This window comes from Sphaerisporangium sp. NPDC005288, from assembly GCF_040607475.1.
Classification (GTDB): Bacteria; Actinomycetota; Actinomycetes; order Streptosporangiales; family Streptosporangiaceae; genus Sphaerisporangium; species Sphaerisporangium rhizosphaerae.
On sequence record NZ_JBEXGT010000049.1, the window covers coordinates 23005 to 46642 of the forward strand.

Annotated in this window: 16 protein-coding genes and 1 pseudogene; 7 read left to right on the forward strand and 10 right to left on the reverse strand. The window is 65.2% G+C overall.

Annotation, left to right across the window (positions count from 1 at the left end; translation table 11 throughout):
• Nucleotides 1–72 precede the first annotated feature (72 nt).
• Nucleotides 73–375: a hypothetical protein gene (locus tag ABZU32_RS34165; RefSeq protein ID WP_354928968.1), complete on the reverse strand. Its 303-nt coding sequence runs from the start codon at nt 373–375 to the stop codon at nt 73–75.
• Nucleotides 372–782 (reverse strand): hypothetical protein, encoded by a 411-nt coding sequence (locus ABZU32_RS34170; protein WP_354928971.1) that lies wholly within the window; start codon nt 780–782, stop codon nt 372–374. Before ABZU32_RS34170 ends, ABZU32_RS34165 begins: the two co-directional genes overlap by 4 nt.
• 122 nt (nt 783–904) lie before the next feature.
• Between ABZU32_RS34170 and ABZU32_RS34175 the strand changes: the two genes are divergently transcribed.
• A complete protein-coding gene (locus tag ABZU32_RS34175; RefSeq protein WP_354928974.1) occupies nt 905–2122 on the forward strand; it encodes an XRE family transcriptional regulator in 1218 nt (405 codons plus the stop codon).
• Here the strand turns inward: ABZU32_RS34175 and ABZU32_RS34180 are convergent.
• Nucleotides 2103–2663: an NUDIX hydrolase gene (locus ABZU32_RS34180; RefSeq protein WP_354928977.1), complete on the reverse strand. Its 561-nt coding sequence runs from the start codon at nt 2661–2663 to the stop codon at nt 2103–2105. The two genes, ABZU32_RS34175 and ABZU32_RS34180, sit on opposite strands and share 20 nt — an antisense overlap.
• A gap of 282 nt (nt 2664–2945) precedes the next feature.
• Between ABZU32_RS34180 and ABZU32_RS34185 the strand changes: the two genes are divergently transcribed.
• The 3 genes from ABZU32_RS34185 to ABZU32_RS34195 all read left to right on the forward strand — a co-directional run bounded on the left by ABZU32_RS34185 (nt 2946) and on the right by ABZU32_RS34195 (nt 11815).
• The gene (locus ABZU32_RS34185; protein WP_354928980.1) at nt 2946–3272 is read left to right on the forward strand and encodes a CU044_2847 family protein; all 327 of its coding nucleotides are present in this window, start codon (nt 2946–2948) and stop codon (nt 3270–3272) included.
• Nucleotides 3273–3346: 74 nt separating this feature from the next.
• Complete coding sequence (locus ABZU32_RS34190) at nt 3347–7375, forward strand: AAA family ATPase (protein ID WP_354929058.1); 4029 nt, start codon at nt 3347–3349, stop codon at nt 7373–7375.
• Between the two features lie 1128 nt (nt 7376–8503).
• Nucleotides 8504–11815, forward strand: coding sequence for a BTAD domain-containing putative transcriptional regulator (locus tag ABZU32_RS34195; RefSeq protein WP_354928983.1), 3312 nt, complete (start codon nt 8504–8506; stop codon nt 11813–11815).
• A gap of 147 nt (nt 11816–11962) precedes the next feature.
• On the opposite strand, the gene ABZU32_RS34200 is transcribed toward ABZU32_RS34195, so the two are convergent.
• Nucleotides 11963–12106, reverse strand: a complete 144-nt coding sequence (locus ABZU32_RS34200; protein ID WP_354928986.1) for a hypothetical protein — start codon at nt 12104–12106, stop codon at nt 11963–11965.
• A gap of 227 nt (nt 12107–12333) precedes the next feature.
• Here ABZU32_RS34200 and ABZU32_RS34205 point away from each other — a divergent pair, with 227 nt between their 5' ends.
• Complete coding sequence (locus ABZU32_RS34205; protein WP_354929061.1) at nt 12334–15474, forward strand: BTAD domain-containing putative transcriptional regulator; 3141 nt, start codon at nt 12334–12336, stop codon at nt 15472–15474.
• Nucleotides 15475–15889: 415 nt separating this feature from the next.
• Here ABZU32_RS34205 and ABZU32_RS34210 read toward each other — a convergent pair whose 3' ends face one another.
• From ABZU32_RS34210 to ABZU32_RS34230, 5 genes are all read right to left on the reverse strand, one after another.
• The gene (locus tag ABZU32_RS34210; RefSeq protein WP_354928989.1) at nt 15890–16495 is read right to left on the reverse strand and encodes a hypothetical protein; all 606 of its coding nucleotides are present in this window, start codon (nt 16493–16495) and stop codon (nt 15890–15892) included.
• A 236-nt stretch (nt 16496–16731) separates the two neighbouring features.
• Nucleotides 16732–17157 (reverse strand): VOC family protein, encoded by a 426-nt coding sequence (locus ABZU32_RS34215; protein WP_354928992.1) that lies wholly within the window; start codon nt 17155–17157, stop codon nt 16732–16734.
• Between the two features lie 27 nt (nt 17158–17184).
• A complete protein-coding gene (locus tag ABZU32_RS34220; RefSeq protein ID WP_354928995.1) occupies nt 17185–17874 on the reverse strand; it encodes a type 1 glutamine amidotransferase domain-containing protein in 690 nt (229 codons plus the stop codon).
• A gap of 352 nt (nt 17875–18226) precedes the next feature.
• Nucleotides 18227–19222, reverse strand: coding sequence for a zinc-binding dehydrogenase (locus tag ABZU32_RS34225; RefSeq protein WP_354928998.1), 996 nt, complete (start codon nt 19220–19222; stop codon nt 18227–18229).
• 336 nt (nt 19223–19558) lie between these two features.
• Nucleotides 19559–19792, reverse strand: coding sequence for a hypothetical protein (locus ABZU32_RS34230; protein WP_354929001.1), 234 nt, complete (start codon nt 19790–19792; stop codon nt 19559–19561).
• 986 nt (nt 19793–20778) lie between these two features.
• On the opposite strand from ABZU32_RS34230, the pseudogene ABZU32_RS34235 reads away from it, so the two are divergent.
• Both ABZU32_RS34235 and ABZU32_RS34240 read left to right on the forward strand, forming a co-directional pair.
• Nucleotides 20779–20982 (forward strand): annotated as a pseudogene (locus ABZU32_RS34235) (RNaseH domain-containing protein); the annotation flags it as partial.
• Nucleotides 20928–21818 carry an RNAseH domain-containing protein gene (locus tag ABZU32_RS34240; RefSeq protein ID WP_354929063.1) on the forward strand — a complete coding sequence of 297 codons (891 nt, stop codon included), beginning with the start codon at nt 20928–20930 and terminating at the stop codon, nt 21816–21818. The pseudogene ABZU32_RS34235 and the gene ABZU32_RS34240, both read left to right, overlap by 55 nt.
• A gap of 324 nt (nt 21819–22142) precedes the next feature.
• Here ABZU32_RS34240 and ABZU32_RS34245 read toward each other — a convergent pair whose 3' ends face one another.
• The gene (locus tag ABZU32_RS34245; protein ID WP_354929004.1) at nt 22143–23603 is read right to left on the reverse strand and encodes an MFS transporter; all 1461 of its coding nucleotides are present in this window, start codon (nt 23601–23603) and stop codon (nt 22143–22145) included.
• Nucleotides 23604–23638 lie beyond the last annotated feature (35 nt).

The following is a 23638-nucleotide window of genomic DNA, read 5'->3' on the forward strand; positions in this document are numbered from 1 at the left end:
CCACTTGTCTGCATAAGCACAGTACCGGCTGAGTGCCAGGCTGTCAGGAACTCACCGCCGAGCGGAGGACGGCTATCGCGCCTGCCCTGACAGCAGGGCCAGCCATATCGCGCCGCCCTCCACATAGGTCCAGGCGTGACTGTAGGAGACGACCACCGCCGCGCCCTTGGCGGTCATCCGCCGGATGAACGACATGCCGCCGCCCTGGCACAGCTCATACCAGGTGACCCGATGTTCGTGACAGGTCCACGCCACCACCCGAACGCGGGCGAAGCGAGCCGAGGCATGCCAGGCCAGCTCATCGCTACCAGGTTGCAGCGGCGGAAGATGCGGAGCAGGGCAGGAGGTGCCCCAGGACGGCGTTCGGTTGCTCACCGATCGGCCCGGTTGAACCGCACCGTCCCCGCCGGGTCCACAGTCGCCCGGAAGATCACCCGCCGTGCCCAGTCATCGGGCATGACGCCGAACTCGTGCACGCGGTGCATGATGCGGCCCCGAGGCTGCACACGCGGGTCCATCTGACGCAGCGCCGTTCGCAGCGCGTCCATGGAACTGGCCTGCCCAGAGGTGGTGCCACACGGGCCGGCCTCGTCGACGCCCTCGGGTCCCATGAAGACCTCCCAGTCGAACATCTCGACCAGCGGCGCCGGACCCTCGCAGTACAAACAGTCTTCCTGCGAGGCGGCAAGCATCCCCAGCAACGCCCCCGCGACCCGGCCGCGCCGAGTGACGATCTTCCAGCCCCGCCCGTTACACGCGCTGCACTTAACTGCCGTTGTCATGCCCGAAACAATGGCGCGCAGAATCTTTCGCCCCTATTCCGCGCGGATATTCCACCGGGAGATATAGGCTCACGAACACCACCGATGCGCGACCATCTTCGAGGCAGCGACCGGAGGACGACATGCACGGAAACGCTTTCGACCCCATCCACATCCCCGCATGGGTATGGGACCGCGCAGAAACCCGCGACATCCTGAAAAATCGCGACGTGGCGGGACTGTTCAACATCGCTGTCAAGTACGCCGGCGCCAGCCAGGTACGCATCAGCACCGCAACCGGCATCGCCCAAGGCCGCATCAGCCAGCACATCCGCGGCCTGCGTCAGGTCACCGACCTTGAGGTGTTCGAACGCATCGCCACCGGCTTGGGCCTGCCCGACCATGCCCGCATGCTCTTCGGTCTGGCCCCGCTCGACACCGCCTCACCCACCGGCAACCACGGCGATGAGCACCAAGAGCAAGCCGACGAGTTGCGCACCCAGCTCGAAGCCGCCGCCACCGTCGACACCACCATGGTGATGATCCTCAACACCGACACCAACAACCTGCGCCTACTGGATCGCCGCCTCGGCAGCGCGGCCATCGCCGACAAGATGCGCGCCCAGATGGCCCAGATCGAGCGTGCGCACCGGCACGCCGTACGCCCCGGCATCCGCGCCCAACTCGCCCGCATCCTCGCGGAAACCGCATCCCTGGCCGGCTGGCAGGCCATCAACACCGGCGCGCTCAACGACGCCTGGAACCACTACGAGAACGCCAAAGCCGCCGCACGCGGGGCCGACGAGCCGGCCATCCTCGCCTACGTCTCCGCCGAACAGGCATACGTCCTCATGGACCTCGGCCAACCGGCCCAGGCGACCGAACTCCTCCAGTACATCCACACCACCCACCGCGACCGCATCCCGGCCCGGTTACGAACGTGGCTTGCCGCCGCAGAGGCCGAAGCAGCCGCGATACTCGGCGACGAGGCCACATGCCGACACGCCCTCGCCCAGGCCGCCGCACTCCTACCGGACGGACCCGGCGACCCGGACATGCCCTATCTGTCCATCGACGCCCACCACCTCGCGCGCTGGCGAGGCAACTGCCTCGTCAGATTCGGCGACCCCGGCACGGTCGAAGATCTGCGCTCAGCCCTCGCAGGCATGGACGGGACCTACAACCGCGCCGAATCGGCCCTGCGCTGCGACCTGGGACATGCCCTACTCGCCCTGGGCGAGCCCCAAGCAGCGCAAGGCCACATCCAACGAGCTCAGCAACTCGCCACGATGACCGGATCCAGCCGACAGCGCAAACGCATCGACGAACTCGTCCGCGCCGTCAAGCTCGCCCTGAACTGAGCCGCTCACGCGCCGCGTACACACCTACCAACGTCCCCGACGTCCAGATATCACCACGAGCGATCATCGCCGGCACCTCCGACAGCGGAACCCACTCGATGAGATCCGCCTCGATCTCCCCTGTCGGACTCCCGACCAGTTCGACCCCGCGCGCCAAGAACACGACATGCTCGGAGTCGACCATGCCCGCCGCCGGCTGATACGTGACCAGGTGCTCGATCTCCTTGGCCCGATACCCGGTCTCCTCCTCGATCTCCCGAAGAGCCGTGGCCGAGGCATCCTCACCGACCTCGATGAGCCCACCGGGCAACTCCCAGCCCCACCGGTCGAACAGGAACCGATGCCGCCACATCAACAGCACCCGGTCCTGATCATCGAGCACCACCGCGATAGCCGCCCGGTCCAGATGCACCGCATGGTGCTCGAACCGCTCCCCGTCCGGGATCTCCACATCCACGAGCCCGAGCCGGATCCACCGGTTGTCATACACCAACCGCTCACCATGCACGATCCACCGCGACCGCTCTTCATTCGTAGCCACCCCCCGAAGCTACCGCCCAGCATCACTCAGGTACACGGCGACATCTACGACCTGGCAAGCAGCGGAATGCCGAGCGTTACTTAAGGTCATCTGAAATGGTGCTATTGGTCAGACCGTAATAACCCCGGATGCTCACGCACTCCGCTTCAGTCCACGGGCCGCTGTCAGCTCCACGTCTACGGCTACCCCGACAGAGCCTCGCGATGGGAACGGTCCCACTTCTGTAGACGCAAGACCAAGCCGTCTGATAGGTGTCATGACTCACCCACTGGAGGAAGTTGCATGACTCGTAGAGCCTTGATCGCGTTCGAGACAGCTGGCTCTCAGATCTTCGTCGAGGTAGACGAACAGGTCCTTGGCCCAGAGCGTGTCGCCCTTCGAGACAAAGCTGTAATGAGTGCGAAGGTGAGCTTCAATGAGGCGATCAGCGTGATACGCCCGGCAGCACAAGCGATACTCGATGAGACCGCGAAAGTCAGGACCGCGCCAGACGAAGTCGAATTGACCCTCGGGCTGAAATTCACCGCCAGTGCGGCAGTCCTCGTGGCATCAGGCTCAAGTGAAGCTAGCTGTGTCGTAAAAATGGTCTGGAAAAACACCCCAGCTTAAAGATGAGTACCGAGGCACGTGCTCCACTGCAATATCTAGCTCAAGTGCAGTGGCCGAGCGGCACGACGGCTGGAATGGCGATCATACTCAGCGAGAATCGCTTGGTTACTTGCGCGCACGTAGTAGAACGACTTGTGGAGGACGCACAGGACGCGCTTACCAATGGTCGAGAAATCGTCGTTCACATTGGCTGGCCACTTTCACCGGGTGCCGTCGGGCGTGCGCGTGTAATGTCAGAATGGTGGAGGCCAAAGGATCCTTACGGGCGCGGGGACCTCTCCATTCTAGAAATTCTGGACGCTCTTCCAGATACCGCCGAACCAGCTCCACTTGCAGACATAAGCAATCACGAGGGACACCTTTTCAAGGCGTATGGTCTTCCAGAAGATGATCTATATCTAGTTTCATGCGATGGAGCGATCCGGGGCTATGAGGGCCCCGGCGGCACATGGGTGCGTCTCGAAGGAAGAGCCGGCCTGGGACGAACAATTAGTCCGGGCTTCTCCGGCACCGCCGTGTGGGATCAGAGCGTTGAGGCCGTCGTCGGCATGGTAGTCGCACGTGATCAAGTGCTTGACGCCAGAGGCGGCTTCTTCATACCAATGGCAGAGATGGTTAAGTCGTGTCCAGTTATAGCGAACTACGCTCCTACCTCTTTTGAGCGAAGTATCGATGCGCGAGAGCACTGGATACCACGAGCGCGCGGAGTAAGTAGCAGCGCTGAAAGTGGTTGGTATTTTACCGGCCGTGAGACTATCTACAGAGAGTTGACGGCTAACTTTTTTAGTGGGGCTGCGATAAGCAGAAGGCTCTACTGTGTAACGGGAGGCCCCGGGTCGGGAAAATCGGCCATTCTTGCACGACTCCCCGTGCTAGGAGATAGACGCCTCGCTAAGCACGCACAGCGAAACAGCTATGAGCGGACCCTAGAACATGTCGACGTAGTGGCGATATACCTACGACAGAAGAACTTCCTCGAAGTACTCGACGAGATAGGCCGCGCTCTGGGGTATAAAGTCGAGACTTTTGATCAGCTACAGCAAGCAATCGCGAAAAATCACAGGAGGACCACCCGTCCTTTGGCGCTGATCCTAGACGGGCTGGACGAGGCGGCCGACCCAAATACTCGTGACCGCCTAGCCCGAGAACTAGTGAAGCAACTCGGCTACTACGCTGGAGAACTCCGTCTCACCCTCATAGTGTCTTGTCGGTCAGGTATTCCCGGAAGCGAGAATGAGAAACTCGTAGAGGCCCTAGGATCACGTCGACATGTGCTCACTGTCGACAAACCCCCCTACATTGATAGGAAGGAATTACAAAACTACGTGGAAGCCCGACTACTCGGCCGGGCTAGCGATGGTGCGGTAAATCCTTATGAGGACCGCCCTAAATATGCGGCTACTCTCGCCAAAGAAGTGGCTGCGGCCGCATATCCGAATTTCCTTGTCGCACAGTTGGTCGCTAGGTCACTACTAGACGACCCTGTAACGACAGAGCATCGCCTAGCACAAAAGAAGTTTCCCAGTACAGTGGCGGACGCTCTTTCTGATTATCTAGCAAGATTCGGTGAAGATCGACAACGTGCTACGGATTTGCTGACTGGGCTCGCCTACGCGCGCGGAAGCGGATTTCCAGTCAGCGATCTTTGGCTGCTAGTAACTGAGCGCCTTACCGGATCTCAATACAGCAAAGAAGATCTTAAATGGCTACTTAACTCCGCAGCAGCATTCTTGATCGAGAGCATCGATGACGACAGGCACAGGCGCTACCGCCTCTACCATCAAGCGCTAGTGGATGTCCTCCAAAGCCTTGGCGGGCAGCATATAGTTTACGATTTTCTCGCCGAATACTGCTTGGCCGTAGAAGATGCCGAAATTATTGCGTACCTTAGAGAGCACCTTTCGGGGCATGCCTTAAGTGCAGAACGCCTCGATCATTTACTTACTAATCCTAGGCTTCTGTCGCTCTGCAATGCCCGAGGCGTACTCCGGGATAGTGCAAGAGCTGACGTAGCTCTGACGAGTGACGCAATCAACGCAAGAGTAGCTCTCGCTGCGAAAGCCCACACTCTAGATCTCGCGTCCAGCCAAGCCAAGCGCTCTGCGTATCTCGGTCTAGCCAGTCATCAATACGAAGTGCCTGCATTAGAGGAGCATACGCTTAAGCACTGGTGGCGCTGCTATTGGGGGGAATGGCAATCTGTCAGCGAGCATGAAGTGCTACTTCGCGGCGAATTCGTCGCGCGGCTTTCGACAGTTTTGCTGGACGATGAGTATCTGATTGTCGCCGGCGATGACAATGGATATATTCGTATCATCGATCCGATTACACAGACTACTCGATTTGAGAGGAAGCTCGACTCCGCCGTAACTGCTTTACACGTAGTTGACGCATCTCGAACGCCGAATTTTCTCGTTGGGACCGAAGGGGGAATAATATGGGTAATCAAAATATCTCGGAGTGGCCTACGTGTCGATAAGGCTGCCAAAATTGCGGGAGTTGTTAGTGCGTTGTCGGGAGCACTGCCGACCAAGGGAGATCTCCGTATACTCGCCGGATCGACTGCTGGCACTTTGTTATTCCAACGGAGAAGGTCCGGCCGGCGCGTCGAGGAACGCCGAAAGGAACTCCGGACGCAAATCTCTGATATATCCTTCTTCGGCCGCAGAGGGTTGTTCGCTCTTGTAGGTCAACGGGATGGTCGCGTCGAAGTTTATATGCTCCCAGAGCTCCGCCAAGATCCAGGATATGGACTCGATATACAAGAAAGCATTAAGAGCGTTTTCGTGACCCCTTCTCCTCCGGACCAAGGACAATCTGTACTTGTTGCCACTCAAAACTACATACGGGAATGGAATCTAGATTTCGGCGTTCCCGTGAACAATAGGTTCAACATTCCCGGCGACGGCAATGCTGTCGTCTCGTTCGAGCTGAACCAGGTAGAGATGCTTCTCGCAAGTGACAATGAGGTTATACGCGTTCTTCCTTGGAAAGTATCGGGGAACGAGCTGACGCTTCGCGGCCATGACGAATCTATCCGAGATTTATCTTCTTTAGTGATAGAAGGTCGTAATTATGTCGTGAGCTCTTCAGACGATGGCACCGTAAGGCTGTGGCCTATCGATATTAGAAACGAGCAAACCGAACTGAGGAACCGGTTTGAAGCGTGGACAATCAACATCAATCCGTACAATCATGAATCGATCGCCATGGTCGACGTACACGGTCGAATGCGAATAGAACCAGTAGGTGGATCGATCAAAAGCCCTCATGTTGGAACGGTTGACGACATTCAGTTCTTAAAAGGGCAGCCTATTAGGGCTTACCGTAAGGGGGGTCGAGATGGGGGTACTTTTATTGAAGACGTGCGAGTGAGCGAATCGCTATCCGATTGGTTGTTACTTGTTGTTGTATCCAACAGCTTGATCGCTCTTGCCCAAGATGACTTACTGATCCTGGGTGAATACTCTCCGGGGTCGCCATCTACTTGGCGGGCAATCTCCCGGATTGGATTATCTGGGGATATCAGACTATTGCATGCAGCGAGATTGGGGGCCGACTTCAGCCCAGCAGTAGTTGCGGTAACCGAGATTTCTCGGAGCCGCAGGGTACAGGTTTTTGATTCGCGGGGTCGCGCCCTCATCCCCGCGTTGGCGAGTGAGGCGGAGAAGTATATAGAGCAGAATCCATATATAGAAGATGAGATTTCCGATGCCAGTGCGTTTCGCGCCAGTAACACTGATTGGCTAGTCTACGTGGGGCTGTCACAGATAACCCTTATAAAGATGGGTGAGGATGAAAACGAATGGGAAGAACATCGGACTGTCCAACGCACGTCTCTGGGTTTCGCGCTTTTGGAGCATGTCCACTTCAATGATCGCCATTGGCTAATCCTGCTTCAGAGCGGCGCTATATTGATAATGGATGCCCTTAAGTTGTCTCTCGTTGATACCATCGACTTAGGTGGCGGGCATCCCCTCGCGTTGGCAGCCGCACAGATGTTGCACCATCCTGAGCGCTGGGCGGTAACCGTGGGCATGACGACTGGCACGCTAGCGTTTGAGATAGACCTCAGCGTATTGGCCAACGAACCTCGACCGTGACAAGTGGCTTCCGAGTACAATTTCAACACGTGACTGCGCACACTTGATCTGTTGCAGAATTGTGCTTATAGGTATCAAGCGGCGGCGCGCCGCGCCGCCGTACGCCCCGCTCCGGCGTCCCCGCGCCGCGCGTGCGGCCTGGGGGCCGGTCACGGCGCGGGCGCCCCGCGGGGCATCGCCGTAGCGGGCGCCGCGCCATACGCGACCATCTCGCCGACCGCCGGCACGCCGCCGCGTTCTCGCCGTAGCCCTGCACCCGCTGCCCGATTGTCCGGGGCAGGCGGAACCTGTCAAGGACGGCTGTGCCGGCAGGACAACCGATCGGGGCGGAAGGTCACCGGTCGACGGACACGCGAAGCCATCCTTGACAGAACCCGCCTGACAGTCCCGGAGTTGGCAGCTATCGGGGGCAGGGGAATCGTGGCGCACCCCAGAAGGATGCAGGCCGAGGGAGTCGACGGCCCGCGTCCTCTTCGCCCGCCGCCAGGAGCCAGCCACAGCGACCGCGGGATATGCGCGGGATGATCTACGAGTGTGAAGGCGTCCGCCTGGTACTCAGCACCAGCTCACAGGCAGCGCCGTTCACGAGACGGCCGATCGACTCATAATCCGTAGGTCGTGGGTTCAAGTCCCACCCGCCCTACTCACCAATACCGCGTTCGACCTGATCTTTCTCGGGCTTCGCCGACCTCGGATCTCGTTTCTGATCATGGTTGGTCGCTCGGTGGTCGCTCTTGTATACGGACCGTGTACGGCGGTAGATCCCAAGCCACCCGCCGAAGAGTCGGCGGGCCTGCCGCGTTCAGCGCGACCCCCGACATGTGGGGCAGCAGGCTCCTGCTCAGAGACTACGGGTCCGACCCGGCCTCCCGGCGGCGTCGCGGCAATCATCACCTTGGCCACCACCATTGCCGACAGCGGCAAGGCGCCCGAACCCCGCGCTGACGCCGGGCAACTGCATCCGATCGGCAGACCGCAATGACTGGCCAATCTTGAGATGGGTGTAGCTCTTGAGCAACGGATTTCCTCTGCGGCAAGGAAGTCATAAACTCGTCCCATTCAGGGTGGATGGTGCGACCTTGCCCGTACGGTGACGATTCATCCAAGCAGTCCAGGAGGTCGGCCGGCGTGACTGTGCCAGTTCGTCCAGCGGGTGGCGAGGCCGCAGCGGCAGCCGGTAGCGTCCTGCGGCTGCAGATTCTTGGCCCGTTGCGGCTGTGGCGTGGCGATGAGGAGCTGGAAGCGGGTCCGCGGCAGCAGGCATACCTGCTCGCGCTGCTGCTCGCCAGGGAAGGGCAGCTGATCAGCACGTCCGAGCTGGTCGATCTGATCTGGGGCGACGACGCTCCCGCCAGCGCGGTCAACGTCATCCACAAGTACGTCGGCACGCTGCGGCGCCTGCTGGAGCCTACGCGGCCGGTCCGCGGCAGCGGTTCCTATCTGCGGCGCCGGGCTAACGGCTACCTATTCGTGGCCGGGACCGGCATGTTGGATCTGGCCGTCTTCCGGGAGTCCGTCCGAGCCGCCGGACAGGCCGTCGCGCGGCAGCAGTGTGAGGCGGCGCTGGACGGGTATGTGGAGGCGCTGGGGTTGTGGCAGGGCACCGCGGGCGAGGGGTTGGCCCATGGACCGGCCGCGATGTCGATCTTTGCGGGACTCAACGGTGAGTTCATGACCGCGTGCGCGGCGGCCGCCGAACTCGCCATCTCGCTCGGCCGTCCCGAGCGCGTGCTGCCGCCGTTGCAGTTGGCCGCCACGATCGCGCCGTTGCACGAGCCTCTGCACGCCAGCCTGATCACCACCCTGGGTGCCGCCGGGCAGCAGGCACAGGCCCTGTCGGTGTACCAGACGATCCGCGCCCGCCTGGCCGAGGAACTCGGCATCGATCCCGGGCCCGCGCTGCGGGCCACGCAACAGCGATTACTGAACAACACTCCAGCCCCGCCGGTGCGGATGATCGACGGACAGCCCGCCGGGCAACCACCTGCCCCCTGGCAACGAACCATCGCACCCGCCAAGCCGCCCGCGGTAAGTCTGGTCGGCCGGACCACAGAGCTCGCCGTGCTGCGGCAGGCGACCGAGACAGCGCTGACCGGCGGCAGAGGGCTCGTCATCATCGAGGGTGAGCCCGGGGTGGGCAAGACCCGCCTCCTGGAAGAGAGCGCCGCCGACGCGGATGGGCGTGGTGCGCTCGTCGTGTGGGGCCGCTGCCTGGAGGGCGACGGTACGCCCTCGATGTGGCCCTGGGTGCAGGCGATCGGCACTGTGCTGAACGCGCTGCCCACCGCACGGCAGAAATGGCTGGCCACCGAACTCGGCCGACTGCTCAACCCGGATGACGAAGGCGCCGCCGCGCGGGCCATGCCGGACGGCGGTGCCCAGTTTCGGCTGTTCGAACAGGTCGTGGCCGCGATCGGCGAGGCCTCCGTGCTGCGGCCGGTGCTGCTCGTCCTCGACGACCTGCAATGGGCCGACGTCACCTCGCTGCAGTTGTTCAGCCACCTGGCAGCACGGTTGCCAGCCGGCGCGACGGTCATCGGGGCGCTGCGTGACCGTGCGCCCATGCCGGGTACGGAGTTGTCGCGCATGCTCGCCGCGGTCAGCAGGGTCTCCGGCCAGCGCCGCATCCAGCTGGGCCCGCTCAACCCGGCCGAGGTGGCCGAACTCGTATACGAGGAGACAGGCCAGGCACCCACTCCGGGCACCGTCCGCGACATCCACGCCCGGACCGCGGGCAACCCGTTCTTTGTCCGCGAACTGTCGCTGCTCCTCAGCACTGGCGGCATGCTCGGCGAGGGCGAGGGCGAGGGCGAGAGTGGAAGTGGGAGTGGGAGCGAGCGCGGGGGCGGGGGCGAGGCGTCGATTCGGGCCGGAGTGCCGTCCACTGTGCTGGACGTGGTGCGCGACCGGCTGTCCGGCCTCGATGAGGGTGCCCGGAGGCTGCTGCAGGTCGCCGCGCTCATCGGCCGCGACATCGACCTCCGCCTGCTCGCCGCTGTCGCCGGCCTCGACGTCCAGGTCTCTCTCGACCGCCTGGGGCCTGTGGAAGCGCTTGGCCTGCTCGAACCCGCGGCTGGGAACCCGTTCTCCCTGCGCTTCTCCCACGACCTGGTCCGTGAGGCAGTCGCGAGGACGACCCCGCAGTCGCGCACACCCCGGCTGCACCTGCGCGTGGCCGACGCGCTCGAGCGCGCCGACGCGCTCGGCGACCATGCCGCCGAGCGAGTCGCTCACCATCTGTGGTCCGCCGGCCCGCTCGCCGATCCGCGCCGTACCGTGGCGGCGCTGGTGCGCGCGGGCCGCCGGGCCGCGACCAAGCTGGCGTTCGAGGCCGCCGAGCGGCAGTTGCGGACCGCCGTGCAGGTCGCGCGGGCGGCGAGCCTGTCCGAGCTGGAGTTGTCCGCCCTGTCCCAGCTGATCGCGATCAGGGGCATGCTCACGATGTACGGCACCTCGGCGGTCGATCTGCTGGAACGAGCGGAGCACCTGGCCAGGAGTCTGGGGCGGGAACTCGACGCCACCGTCTTCCTCTACTCCCGCTGGGCGGCGCATGCCCAAGGTCTCGAGCGCGATCACAGCAGGCCGCTGGCGCGACGGATGCTGGAGCAGGGTAAGACGTCCTCCGATCCGCTCGTGCGCGCTTACGGCCTGCAGACGTGGGGACTGCAGCAATTCACCGAAGGAGACAACGAGGACGCGTTCCGCTGCCTGAGCGAGGCGGGCCGCATCCTGATGACCCGCGACGACCCGCGCGAGCAGGACCCCGTCTGGTACGACCTGAAACTGCTGATGATCGGAAAGCTCGCGGAGACGACCGCGCTGCACGGGGACGTCGACGGGGCGCGATCGTTGCTCGACATGCTGGAGGCCGCAGGCGACGACCCTTTCACCGTCACGGTGTGGGCGGCCCACACGTCGAGGACGGAGGCGTTCATCGATGACCCGGTCCGGGCCCTGCGCGCGGCGGAACGTGGGATCGCCGCAGATCGTCAGTTCTCCTTTGTCTTCCTCGGCACGTACCAGCGGCTGGTCCGGTACTGGGCTCTCGCCAAGACCGGCCGGGATCCGGCCGGCGCGGCGGCGGAGGCCGAGCGGCTCATCGCCACCAACCTCCTCGATCCACAGCGCGCGAGTGTCACGATCTTCATCGGATATCTCTGTGAGATGTGGCTGGTCGCCGGGGCGCTCGACCAGGCCGCCGCGGCCCTCGAGCAGGCCGAGGCCTACCTCGATCGCTACAACGAAGGCTTCGCGGAGGGATTGCTCCTGCTGCTGCGGGCCCGGCTGCTGCACGCGAGAGGGAAACCCGTCGCCGAGGTCGGGGCGGCCGCCGACAGAGCCCGTACGGCGTCCGCCGCACGTGGCAACCACTTGTTCGCGCGGCGTGCGGAAGAGTTTCTGGCCGCCTTGGACGATCCGCCGAGCAGCGGCACCGGATGAGGCCCCGCGGCCCGGGGCCAGGCGTGGACCGCCGGGCCTATCGGCTTCGCTGGTGACCGGTTTGCCGTCGGGCGGTTTGTCGTCGCTCGAAATGAGACCGGCCATCTCACAAGAGCTTGTTGAGCGGTCCAAGGGCATACCTGTCGTTCAGCGGAGCTTCTCCCAGGCCCCGACGGACGTCGAGCGGGCCCGCAGCATGGCGTAACCCGTGCCCGTGTAGTCCAGCTCAGGGGTCGTCAGGCTGACGGGCCCCGCCGAGAGCGGCCTGCCGATGATCGGTGCTACAGACATCCTCAAAGAATTTCGGGCCGTAAACTCGTCCGCGCAGGGTCGGAGTACGTGCGACCGTCACCCGCACAATCAATTCTCTGCCACATCATCCCAGGGGGTCGAAAGGCGTGGCAGTGCCAGTCCACTTCAGGGAGCCCGGCGGTGAGGACCAATCAGCATCCGGCAGCCTCCTGCGCCTGCAGATTCTCGGCCCGTTGCGGTTCTGGCGTGGCGGTGTCGAACTGGACGTGGGTCCCCGCCAGCAGGCTTACCTGCTCGCGTTGCTCCTGGCCCAGGAGGGCCGGCTGGTCAGCGTGGGCGAACTGGTCGATCTGATCTGGGACGACGATGCTCCGGCCAGCGCCGTCAACGTCATCCACAAGTACGTGGGCGCGTTGCGGCGACTGCTGGAGCCCGCGCTGCCGATCCGTGGAACCGGCTCTTACCTGCGGCGCCGGAACAACGGCTATCTGTTCGTGGCCGGAACCGGCATGCTCGATCTGGCCATCTTCCGCGAGCGTGCCCAAGCCGGCCAGGCCACCCTCGCTGAGCGGCAGGAGGAGGCGGCGCTCGACTGCTATGTGAAGGCCGTGGAGTTGTGGCAGGGTCGCGCGGCTGAGGGGCTGGCCTACGGGCCGACCGCCATACCGATTTTCGCAGGGCTGAATGGCGAGTTCCTGGCCACGTGTACGGCGGCGGCCGAACTCGCGATCTCGCTGGGACAGCCGGAGCGCATGCTCGCGCCGTTGCAACTGGCCACCTCGATGTCGCCGTTGCACGAGCCGGTGCACGCCAGCCTCATCTCCACCCTGGGCGCCGCCGGGCAACAGGCACAGGCGCTGTCGGTGTACCAGACGGTCCGCACCCGCCTGGCCGAGGAACTCGGCATCGATCCCGGGCCCGCGCTGCGGGCCGCGCAACAGCGGGTGCTGAACGAGACCGTGACGCCCGAGTCCGTGCGGATAACCGACGGGCAGCCCGCCAGGCAACCGCCCGCACCCTGGCAGCACGCTCCAGCAGCGGCGATGCAGTCCGCCGCCCCGCTGATCGGACGGACAGAGGAACTCGCGGTGCTGCGGCAGGCGACCGAGTCGGCGCTCGCCGGCGGCAGAGGGCTCGTCGTCGTCGACGGCGAGCCTGGAGTGGGCAAGACCCGCCTGCTCGAGGAGATCGCCGCCGAGGCGGACCGGCGCGGGGCGCTCGTCGTCTGGGGCCGCTGCCTGGAAGGCGATGGGACACCGTCAATGTGGCCATGGGTACAGGCGGTCGGCACGATCCTGAACGCGTTGCCCGCCGCCGCGCGGGACAAGTGGCTCGCCACCGAACTCAGCCGTCTCGTCGACCCGCACGACGACGGATCCGCACCGGCGATGCCGGACAGCGGCGCCCAGTTCCGCCAGTTCGAACGGGTCGTGGCCGCCGTCGGTGAGACCTCGGCACTACGACCAGCCCTGCTCCTCTTCGACGACCTCCAGTGGGCCGACGTCGCGTCGCTACGCCTTTTCGGCCATCTGGTGACCCGGCTGCCGGACCGCATAGCCATCATCGGCGCGCTCCGCGATCGTGCCCCCACGCCCGGCACGCACTTGTCGCGCATGCTCGCCGCCACGAGCCGGGTCGCGGGCCAGCGCCGCATTCGCCTCGGCCCGCTCAGCCTCGTCGAAGTGGCCGAGGTCGTCCGCAGTGAGACCAACCAGTTCCCCGCTCCCGGTGCCACCCGCAGCATCCACGCCCGCACCGGCGGTAACCCGTTCTTCGTCCGGGAACTGTCGCGGCTGCTCGCCGACGAAGGCGTATTCACCCAAGACGCCGTGGCCAGGGCGGGGGTGCCGTCGACGGTGCGTGACGTCGTCCGGGACCGGATGGGCGAGCTCAACGATGACACGCAGCGCCTGCTTCAGATCGCCGCGCTCATCGGCCGGGACGTCGGCCTTGCCCTGCTCGCCCGCGCTGCCGGCCTCGACATCCCGACCTGCCTCGATCGCCTCGAACCCCTGGAAGCGCTGGGTCTGCTCGGCCCGACCGCCGACGACCCGTACGCGTTCCGTTTCGCGCACGACCTGGTTCGCGAGTCGGTCGCCGGGACCACACCGCTGTGGCGGACACCCAGCTTGCATCTGAGCGTCGCGGACGCGCTGGAGCACTTCGACGCGGAGGGCGAGTCCGTCGCCGAGCGCCTCGCCTTCCACCTGTGGGCCGCCGGCCCGCTGGCGGACTCGGCGCGTACCGCGCACGCCATGGTGCGCGCCGGCCGCCACGCGGCGGCCAAGTCCGCCTTCCAGGCCGCCGAGCGGCACCTGCGACAGGCCGCGGAGATCGCGCGGACGGCGGGCCTGGCAGAGGTGGAACTGTCCGCGCTGTCGCAGCTCACCGCAGTTCTCGGGATGAGTTCGATGTACGGTGACCTGATCCCCGAGCTGCTGGAACGCGCCGAGCAACTCGCTCGTGGCCTCGGCCGGGAAGTGGAAGCCACCGACTTCCTCTTCTCCCGCTGGGTCGTGCATCAGCAGGGTATCGAGCTCGACCGAAGCGGCCCGCTAGCGCGTCGGCTGTTCGATCAGGGCAAGGCCTCCAGCGATCCGATCGTGTACGCGTACGGCATGCATGCCTGGGGCCTGCACCAGTGGGACCTGGGCAACATCAGGGAGTCCTTCCGCCTCCTGACCGAGTCCCACCAGGCCATGCTTCGCGACCTGGCCGAGGGCGAGGACAATCCGGTCCGCCACGATCTGCAGTTGCTGATGATCGGAACGCTCGCGGAGATCTCCGCGCTGCACGGTGAGGCCGACGCGGCGCGGGCACTGCTGGACACCCTGGAGGCAGATGCGGGCCACGACCCCTACGCGGTCACGATCTGGTCCGCCATCGCCGTGCGGACCGCGGTGATCGTCGGCGACTCGGCCTCGGCGTTGCGCGCGGCCGAGCGGGGGATCGCCGTGGATCCCGGCTTCTCCTTCGTCTTTCTCGGCACCTACCAGCGGCTGGCCCGGTGGTGGGCACTGGCCATGACCGGTCAGGACCCGGCCGGAGCGGCGGCGGAGGCCGAGCGGCTCATCGCCACGAACCTCCTCGGCCCACCGCGCTCGTGCGTGGCGACCTGGCACGGGCTGCTCGGCGAGATGCGGCTCGCGGCCGGAGCACCCGCGGAGGCAGCCGCGGCCCTGGACTTGGCCGATCACTATGTCAACACGTATGGCCAGCGCTATCCAGAAGGTCTGATCCTGCTTCTGCGAGCGAAATTGCTGCAGGCTCTCGGCAAGCCCGTCGCGGTCGTCCGGGCCACCGCCGAGAGAGCCCACGCGCTGTCGGCCGAGCGCGGGGCACACCTGTTCGCCCGCCGCGCCGAAAGGTTCCTGGCAGAGCTCGGGGATGAGCCGACCGGCGGTTGATCACTCCCGGCCGCGGGCGGTGACTTTCCCCCGCGACGCGGACGTCCGAGCTGAGGTCACTCCGCGGCACGGGACAACCTGAAGCGGCTGTTCTCACTTCCCGGCCAGCCGAAAATATTTCCGTCACCTTGCCGGACCGGGAATTCAATTGCGGCGTCTACGGTCCGAGAACAGCACCCTCCTTCTTTCCGTCCGCGCCGACCTGCTGGTCAGCGACCCGCCGGTCATCGGCGGCACGCTCATTTCAGCGGATACCGGCAGATGCCTTTTCTCTCGGGTGACCTCAGAACGCGCGTCCGGTGAGCGGGGGAATCCAACAGCCGTCAGCACGTGACATCCCTCCGGCAGCGTGCGTGTGCGCCGCCGAGGGATCCGACGCGGGCAAGATGTGTTGATCATGCGAGGCGAGAAGGTCTCACCCCAGATAGTTATAGATGTAGAACTTTTCCCACTCCGCGGCCGAGTCCGCGCGCGCCCGGAGCATGCCGTAACCGCTACCTGCGTAGGCATACTCGGCACTCACGTATTTGCCGTTCTTGGCAGACTGGATGGTGCAGAGGTTGCCGGAACATGCGATACGGAACCTCTCCCAGTCTCCGACGGAGTCCGCGCGCGCCCGGAGCATGCCATAGTCGGCGCCTGGGTAGTCCAGTTCGGCACTCACATACTTACCTGTCTGATACGCGCTGAAGGAGTAGTTCCCACCGCCCAATTGACAGACACGGAAAAATTGCCATCCGCCCACGCTTGTTGACGTAGCACTGAGCATACTCCCGGTATATCCCGAGGAGTCGGATCGGGTGCTCCAATAACGGACCATGGCCGGGGACTGGATGTACACATTTGTACATGTGGCGGCGGCCCTTTGAGCGGCGTCGTGCTGCTGCAGAAAATCGGCGAAGGTTTTGCCGGCTGCGGGAGTGGGGGTCGTGTCGGCGATCGCCGTGGGCGTCGCGGTCAGTACGAGTGCTCCCACCGCCACGGTCATGCCGAGCTTGCGGAAGACGTTTCTGGCTTTCATGTTCCTGCTTTCTACGAACTTTCTGCTGATGCCTGCTGCTGCCGCTACCGGTGGCGATGTCGGCAGGGCCGTGGAAGACGTTGCGGAAAGGGCAAGCCGACCGCCTGTACGGTGTCATGCCTGAGTGGATCATTTGATCGCGGTCGGCGCGCTGACATCGCTGATCCCTCGCCAGGCTCTATCTGCTGATCGCGTTGCGCCTCCGATACAAAGGACCGCCGACAGTCGCGCGGGCGTCAGACGCCGGGTGCCATCACCTCCAGCTGGATGTTGTCGATGTCGCGGAAGATGACCACGGAGTAGACGAAGGGCTCTGTGACGCTTTGGATCCCGGAGTGGGCGACCCCGAGGCTGTCGAGCCAGTCGGACCAGGCGATGAGTCCTTCGCGGCCGTCGACCTGCAGGGAGAAATGGTCCAGGCCGGTGCGGACCTCGTTGAACTCCTCGCCCTGGTTGCCGGTGTTGTGGTGCAGGCCGATGGCCAGGCCGGTGTTGGGCTCGATGACGAGTTCGGCGTAGCCGGTCCATTCCCGGCCGTAGTGCGGCAGCGTTCCGTCCACGAGCTTGGCCTGGAAGACCTTCTGGTACCAGGCCACGCTGGCCTGCAGATCCCGGACGGTGAAGGCGATGTGGTGCACGCCGGAGAAGGGGGGTGTGCTCATCTGTGGTTCCTGTTCATGGTTCGGGGGTCAGGCCGGCTGCTTGTCGGCCAGGGCGATCAGTTCGAGTGCGGCCGGTCCGGAGGAGGCGGGGTTCTGGCCGGTGATGAGCAGGCCGTCGGTCACCACGTACGGCTGGAAGTCGCCGACCTTGGAGAAGTCGGCGCCCTTGGCGATGAGCTCGTCCTCGACCAGGAAGGGCACGACCTGGGTCAGGCCCATGAACTCTTCCTCGCTGTCGGTGAAGCCGGTCGCCCGACGGCCCGCCACCAGCGCGGTACCGTCCGGATTCCTGGCGTGCCGCAGCACTCCGGGCGCGTGGCACACCAGCGCCAGCGGCTTACCCGAGGCCGCGATCTGCTCGATCAGCCGGATCGACTCCGGGTCTTCCGCCAGATCCCACAGCGGGCCGTGCCCGCCCGGGTAGAAGACCGTGTCGAAGTCGCCGGCGGACACCGAGTCCAGCCGCACCGTTGAGGCCAGCTGCGCCTCGGCCTCGGCGTCGGCCTCGAACCGCCGCGTCTGGTCGGTCTTGAACTGCTCCTCATTGCTCTTCGGATCCAGCGGCGCCCGCCCGCCCTTCGGCGAGGCCAGCGTGATCTCCCACCCCGCGTCCTTGAAGTGGTAGTACGGCGCGGCCAGCTCCTCCAGCCAGAACCCGGTCTTGCGCCCGGTGTTCCCCAGCTGGTCGTGCGAGGTCAGCACGATCAGAACCTTCATGGTCTCGCTCCTCATCTCGTTTGCGTCAGGTGCGTCGCCTCGCAGAACGTACGGGGTGTGTACTGGACAGGCTCTGGATGAAATGTTGAGCCTTACTGGATTGGTGGCGGACCGAGCTCTGTAAGGAACCGCTCGGCGCGGCGGGCGAACAGGTGGGCCTCGCGCTCGATGGACGACGACCTGGCGTTTTCGGCGGCGGCCCGGACCACGGCGTCGACCTCACCGCGCGGCGCGGTGATCTCCGCACGCCCGTTGGGCCGGCCTGGGAGAAACCGGCGCGGGAGATCGTCCGTCCGCGGTCGCGCACGGCCCGCGGACGGCTCCGGGGGGGGCCGGCCCGGCCGGTCGGCGCTCAGGGGCGCAGGATGAGACGGATCGGGTCGCCTTCTTTACTGGCCAGCCGGTGCAAGGCGGCCTGCGCCTCCGTCAGCGGCAGGACATCGCTTATCGATCCGGTCAGGTCGAGCCGGCCGCGCGCCGTGAGGTCGATGAGCTGGTGCAGGTGGTCGGGTTGGGAGCCGAAGTGGCCACGTACGGACTGCCCGAAGTGGGCCAGTCCGAGGTCGCTGGGCACGGTCAGCGGCTCGTTGGCCAGGCCGACCACGATCAACCGGCCGCCCCTGCCGAGGAGCGCCATTGCCTGGTCGCGTGCGTGGGCGACGCCGGCGAAGTCGAAGGCGGCGTCCAGTCCGAGGCCCCTCGTCAATGTGTCGACGGTCTCGCCCAACTGGGGGTCGGCGGGGTCGAGGACGGCGTCGGCGCCGGCGTTCATCCCTCGCCGCCGGGCCGCTGGGAGCGGGTCGATGGCGATCACCGGCGCCGCGCCGACGAGGCGCAGCAGTTGCACCGCGTGCGCGCCGAGCCCGCCGACGCCCCAGACCGCCACCGCCTCGCCGGGCCGGACGGCCGCGGTGGCGGTGATGGCCGCCCAGGGGGTGGAGACGGCGTCGGGGATGATGCAGGCCTGCTCGAACGACAAGCCGGCGGGGATGGACACCAGCGAGCGGACGGAGGCCAGGGTGTACTCGGCGTAGCCGCCGTCGAAGTCCACGCCGCGGGTGCCGAATCGGTCGGGCTCTCCGGCCTGCAGGACCACCGGGTCACCGACCGTCCAGCCGGTCACCCCCTCACCGAGGGCGTCGATGACGCCGGACACCTCGTGGCCGAGCGTCACCACATCGCCGACCAGCAATTTGGGGGTGAGTGTTCCGTCGGCCAGGTGCACGTCGGACAGGCACACGCCGGCCGCACGCACCCGGACGCGGACCTGCCCGAAACCGGGCTCAGGCACCGGCACCTTCTCCACGCGCACCTCGCGGGAGGGGATGTGAAGCCGGGCTGCGAGCATCTCGGCCATGATCACCTACATTCGTTTCCAGTCGAGAGTCGTCAGGACAGGAAACGGACGATCCACGCCTACGACGGCTGGAACTCGAGCCTGCGCCCGGCTCGCCGCCGATCCGCATGCGGTCGAGCCCGGGGCGACCCCCGTCTCCTCGGCTGCAAGATGCGGCGATCAGACCGAAAGTTCGATTCCCCGAGGACCCAGTACCAGAAGATGATGGTCCGCGGCGCGCGGGTGCGCTGTCACGGAAAGCCCCGGCCGCCATATCATCCGCATCGCCATGGATGCGGGTTTGGAGCCGCACCTCCTCGCGCCGCTGGTGGACGCCGGGCTGACCCCCTACCGCGGCATGAAGAGGCTGCGCGCCACCGGGAGGCTCGGCCCAGGGCGCACCGTCGTCGTCAGCGGCATCCGCGGGCTCGGAAGCCGCCACGGATCCTTCAGTCGCTCCTCGCTCGCGCGCTGCAGGCTGTCGAAGTCCTCCCGGAAGTACTCGACGTCGATGGCCAGCGACCGGCGCATCTCGTCCAGCAGCGCCCGCATGATCTCGGCGCGCTGGCCCGGCTCGGCCATTCCACAACGCGGGAATCCGATGGTAGATCAATAGAGTGAGATCCGCGTCGCGGCGGTTTCGGAACACCGGAAGGGTGCCCGTGTTTGGGTTCACCAGAGAGATCTCTTGCGGGGTGAGGGTGAAGACGCGCGTCCCATCATCACGTTCGGCCGGGTCGGATAGAAAGAATGCGAAGCGCGCGGTTGGCTCATGGAGTTTGCGTCCGGTGAGGGAGAGCAGGCAGAAGTTGTAGCTGGAGTGCACTCCTGGGAAGAGTGGCTTGCTGTTCTCGAAGTCGTACAGGTGGCGTACAACCTCTCTTTGAATTAGGTCTTGGAAGAGGAACTGCGCACCCGCGCCTGTGGCGATGGCGGTTGGGAGGATCGCTCCGAACCGTCCTTCGGATGCTGCGATCGCTGCGAACCGTTCCATGAACAGATGGTCGACCTGGAGTGAGTTCACGCCTTTGGTGGAGAGTCCTCTTCCGCACAGCGGATATGCGCCTGACTGCCCGAAGAACAAGAACGAGGACTTCACCCGGCGTCGGGCTGCATGGTAACGGTCGCCCGCTTCAGGGCGTTCCTCGGTCCATTGCAGGATTCTCGCGCGTCGGGCAGCACCCGAGAGCTTGGAGATCGATGGCTCGACGACGCTGAAATATTCCTGGTCCTTGAAATCGACCTTGTCCCATGGCGGGTTGCCCAGCACGCACGAGAATCCACCTGTCCAACCAATGGTCGGAGCCTCCCCGGGCATGTCTTCGTCCCGCACCATGAACACGTCTGGAAAAGCCAGGTGCCAATGGAAGAAGCGGTACTCCTCATTAACTGAGTCAACGGATATGACGGCGAAGGCTGAGACTCTCGGCTCGAGGGTTGTTCGGCCGGCCTGACGCGCGGGCGGGTCGACGAAGGTCAGCAGCTTGCGGGCTTCCTTCTTCAACGCCTCGGGCGGCACCTCCTTCAGCGAGCGGACGAATGGCCTTGGTGAGAACCTGCCCTCCGGCATGCGGTACGCCGCGGTCTGGCTCGTCAGGAAGAATCGCAGGGCACGCAATCGGTGGGCGGCGTACGTCCCTATCGCTGTGCTCGTGACTCCGCGGAGATCGGGCAGCGGAATCGCCACTGTCCAGGGTTGGGACCCTGAGGCGAATGCCTGGATCTCCTACCCCGCGTTGTTGCTGAAGCTGACGCGGCTCGCGGAAGTCGCCGTACCCGGCACCGAGAACGGCGAGCGGGGCAGCTACCACCGCGCCATGGACAGCAGCGGCGCGACACCGAGGAGTGGCTGCAGAAGATGCTGCGTTCCCTGCGCGGCGCTCCCACGCTGCTCCTCGCCCACGGGCAGAACGCCCGCTCGCACTGGACGTGGCTGCAGGACGGCCACGTGGAACCAGATCGCATCCGCGACGGCCACGCGCCGGCTCGGCGGCTGCACCCGAACCTGCGGCTCGTCCGCCTGCGGACCGCGCAGGGCCGGGAGACCCCTCAGTGGTGGGGCGTCAACCCGAAGGACGAGGCGAACGGACTGCCGTCCCACCTGTGGGTGCCCCAGTGTGACGGGACGAGCCGCGTCTTCTACAGCACCACCCCTAAGCCCGTCCAGTTCCAGACCTCGGCCATCACGGCTGACAAGCTGGCCCCTCGCCTCGGCGGCGAGCACAAGGGCGATACCAGGATCGACACCAACATCCCAGGCTGGAATCCAGGGCTGGTGGAGATCGCCGTCCTCGGATGCCACCAGGACGACGGTGACGATCCGGAATCGCTGGCGCTCGCCGTGCATCAGCTGCGTCAGCCACCGGACTACCCGCAGGCCCTCGCTCTGCCCTTGCCGCTCCATCTGGCGGGACTTGGCCAGGAATACGTCCTGCCGACGCTCGCGGAAGAGGTTGAGGATGAGGCTTCAGCCCTCGATGAACCGCGACCCACAGATACCGACGTGATCCCAGCGGGTGACGGCGCCCTGGACTCGGCCATGGCCGCAGGACTCTTCGCGGAGCCGGATCCGGAGGAGGAGCGGCAACCATCACTTCCTGACGTGTGAGGTACGGGCTGGAAGCCTGGTCATCGACGACTTACCCCAGCTGTTTCTCTCACCCGGCGAAGGATCCCTCGCCGGGTGAGCTCGTCGGTCACCACTCGCGTGGCTGGCGGTTCTCCGGCAGACCTTGATCCAGTGCCTCACCGTCCCGAGAGACGGGCCACTTTGTCACGCGGGGTCGCGGCCGGCCCGGGAACGACGCGCAGGGTGATCACGCCGTCGCCCGGCAACGGCCACTGGCGTCGTGGCGGATCCCTGAGCCACGCGTGCACGTGGTCAGAGATTCCGGTCCGGGCGGCACCTCGGCTATGGAGCGATCTCCCCAGGTCAGACCTCGTGGTGGGGAATGTGTCCTTTGCCGTACGCAACGTGGGCCATCAGAAGGGTCACCACGATCCCGGCCGCGACGACGAAAATGGCGTGGCTGATTCCTTCGGCCATGGCGACCCGTAATCCATCCCCCAGGAGTCCTTCGGTGCCGGCGTTGGCCACGAGCACCAGGATCGCGAGCCCCACGACGGCTCCGACCCCTGATCCGGTGGATGCGATCGCCGAGGCGACGCCCTGTTCGCGATCACGCACTCCAGTGGCGGCGGCGATGAACATGGCCGTGAAGATGACGCCGTCGCCGATGCTGACGGCGATGAGTCCTGGGATCAGCGTGGCGTAGGAGCCGTCGGGAGAAGTCGCCAGCCCCAGGGCGACGGCCCCGGCCGCGCCGATCGACAGGGCGAGGGTCAGTGTGCGCCGCAGGCCGATGAGCGTCACCACCCGGCCGCCCACTGTCGAACCGGCGACCACCACGACGGTCGGAATCAGGAACGCGATTCCGGTTTCCAGGGCGTCGTAGCCGAGGACATCCTGGAAGTAGATCGACAGGAAGTAGAGGAGTGAGCCGAACGTGGTCATGAACATGAATGCGATCGCCACGGCCATCCTGAGGCTCCCGTTGACCAGAAGCCGTGGCGGGAGAAGCGGATCACCACTACGCCTCTCGATCAGCACGAATGCCACAGCCAGCAGAAGGCCCACCGCCGCCGCGGCAAGGATCACCGGTGAGCCCCAGCCCAGATCGGGGCCCTGTACAAGCGCGAACACCAGCAGCGTGATGGCGCCTGTGGCGGTCAGCGCACCAGGCAGGTCGAACATACGCGTCCTGTCGCGAGGCGGATCGGCGTCGATCAGGAAGAGCGTCCAGACGAAGACCGCGCCCACGAGCGGGACGTTGACGAAGAACACCGCTTCCCACCCGAAGGCTCGCGTGAGCACGCCGCCCAGCAGGACGCCCACGACCAGACCCGCCGCGCCGGAACCTCCCCAGACGGCCAGGGCGCGGTTGCGGTCGCGGCCCTCCGCGAACGTGGTGTTGATGAGCGCCAGCGTGCTCGGAAAGACCAGCGCTCCGCCGAAACCCTGAACCGCACGCGCGATCAGCTGGATCAGGGGTGTCGTCGCCAGCCCTCCCGCGAGCGAGGCCAGCGCGTAAAGCGTCAGGCCGACGAGGAGCATCCGCCGCCGGCCGAGCAGATCCGCCGCGCGGCCCCCGAACAGGAGGAACCCACTGGATGCCACCGCGTAGACACTGACCACTGATTGCAATGTCTGCGCCGAGTAGCCCAGGTCATGCCCCATATCGGGCAGGGCGACCACGACGATGTACTGGTCGAGCGAGACGATCATCATGGCGAACGACAGCAGCGCCAGCGTCGCGGCACTGCGACCTCGAACAGCCCTGGGGCCTGGATGAAGACTCCCGGAGACTCCAAGGATCTTCAGTTCGTTCTTCATGCGTGGCCTCTCTTCATGCAGGGGAGGGCCGATCG

Excerpts from the sequence above, each read along its gene's own strand:
- ABZU32_RS34210 (WP_354928989.1), bottom strand. The coding sequence starts at position 16,495 with ATGAAAGCCAGAAACGTCTTCCGCAAGCTCGGCATGACCGTGGCGGTG.
- ABZU32_RS34170 (WP_354928971.1), bottom strand. The coding sequence starts at position 782 with ATGACAACGGCAGTTAAGTGCAGCGCGTGTAACGGGCGGGGCTGGAAG.
- ABZU32_RS34245 (WP_354929004.1), bottom strand. The coding sequence starts at position 23,603 with ATGAAGAACGAACTGAAGATCCTTGGAGTCTCCGGGAGTCTTCATCCA.
- ABZU32_RS34200 (WP_354928986.1), bottom strand. The coding sequence starts at position 12,106 with ATGTCTGTAGCACCGATCATCGGCAGGCCGCTCTCGGCGGGGCCCGTC.
- ABZU32_RS34215 (WP_354928992.1), bottom strand. The coding sequence starts at position 17,157 with ATGAGCACACCCCCCTTCTCCGGCGTGCACCACATCGCCTTCACCGTC.
- ABZU32_RS34220 (WP_354928995.1), bottom strand. The coding sequence starts at position 17,874 with ATGAAGGTTCTGATCGTGCTGACCTCGCACGACCAGCTGGGGAACACC.
- ABZU32_RS34175 (WP_354928974.1), top strand. The coding sequence starts at position 905 with ATGCACGGAAACGCTTTCGACCCCATCCACATCCCCGCATGGGTATGG.
- ABZU32_RS34230 (WP_354929001.1), bottom strand. The coding sequence starts at position 19,792 with ATGGCCGAGCCGGGCCAGCGCGCCGAGATCATGCGGGCGCTGCTGGAC.
- ABZU32_RS34225 (WP_354928998.1), bottom strand. The coding sequence starts at position 19,222 with ATGCTCGCAGCCCGGCTTCACATCCCCTCCCGCGAGGTGCGCGTGGAG.
- ABZU32_RS34185 (WP_354928980.1), top strand. The coding sequence starts at position 2,946 with ATGACTCGTAGAGCCTTGATCGCGTTCGAGACAGCTGGCTCTCAGATC.
- ABZU32_RS34190 (WP_354929058.1), top strand. The coding sequence starts at position 3,347 with ATGGCGATCATACTCAGCGAGAATCGCTTGGTTACTTGCGCGCACGTA.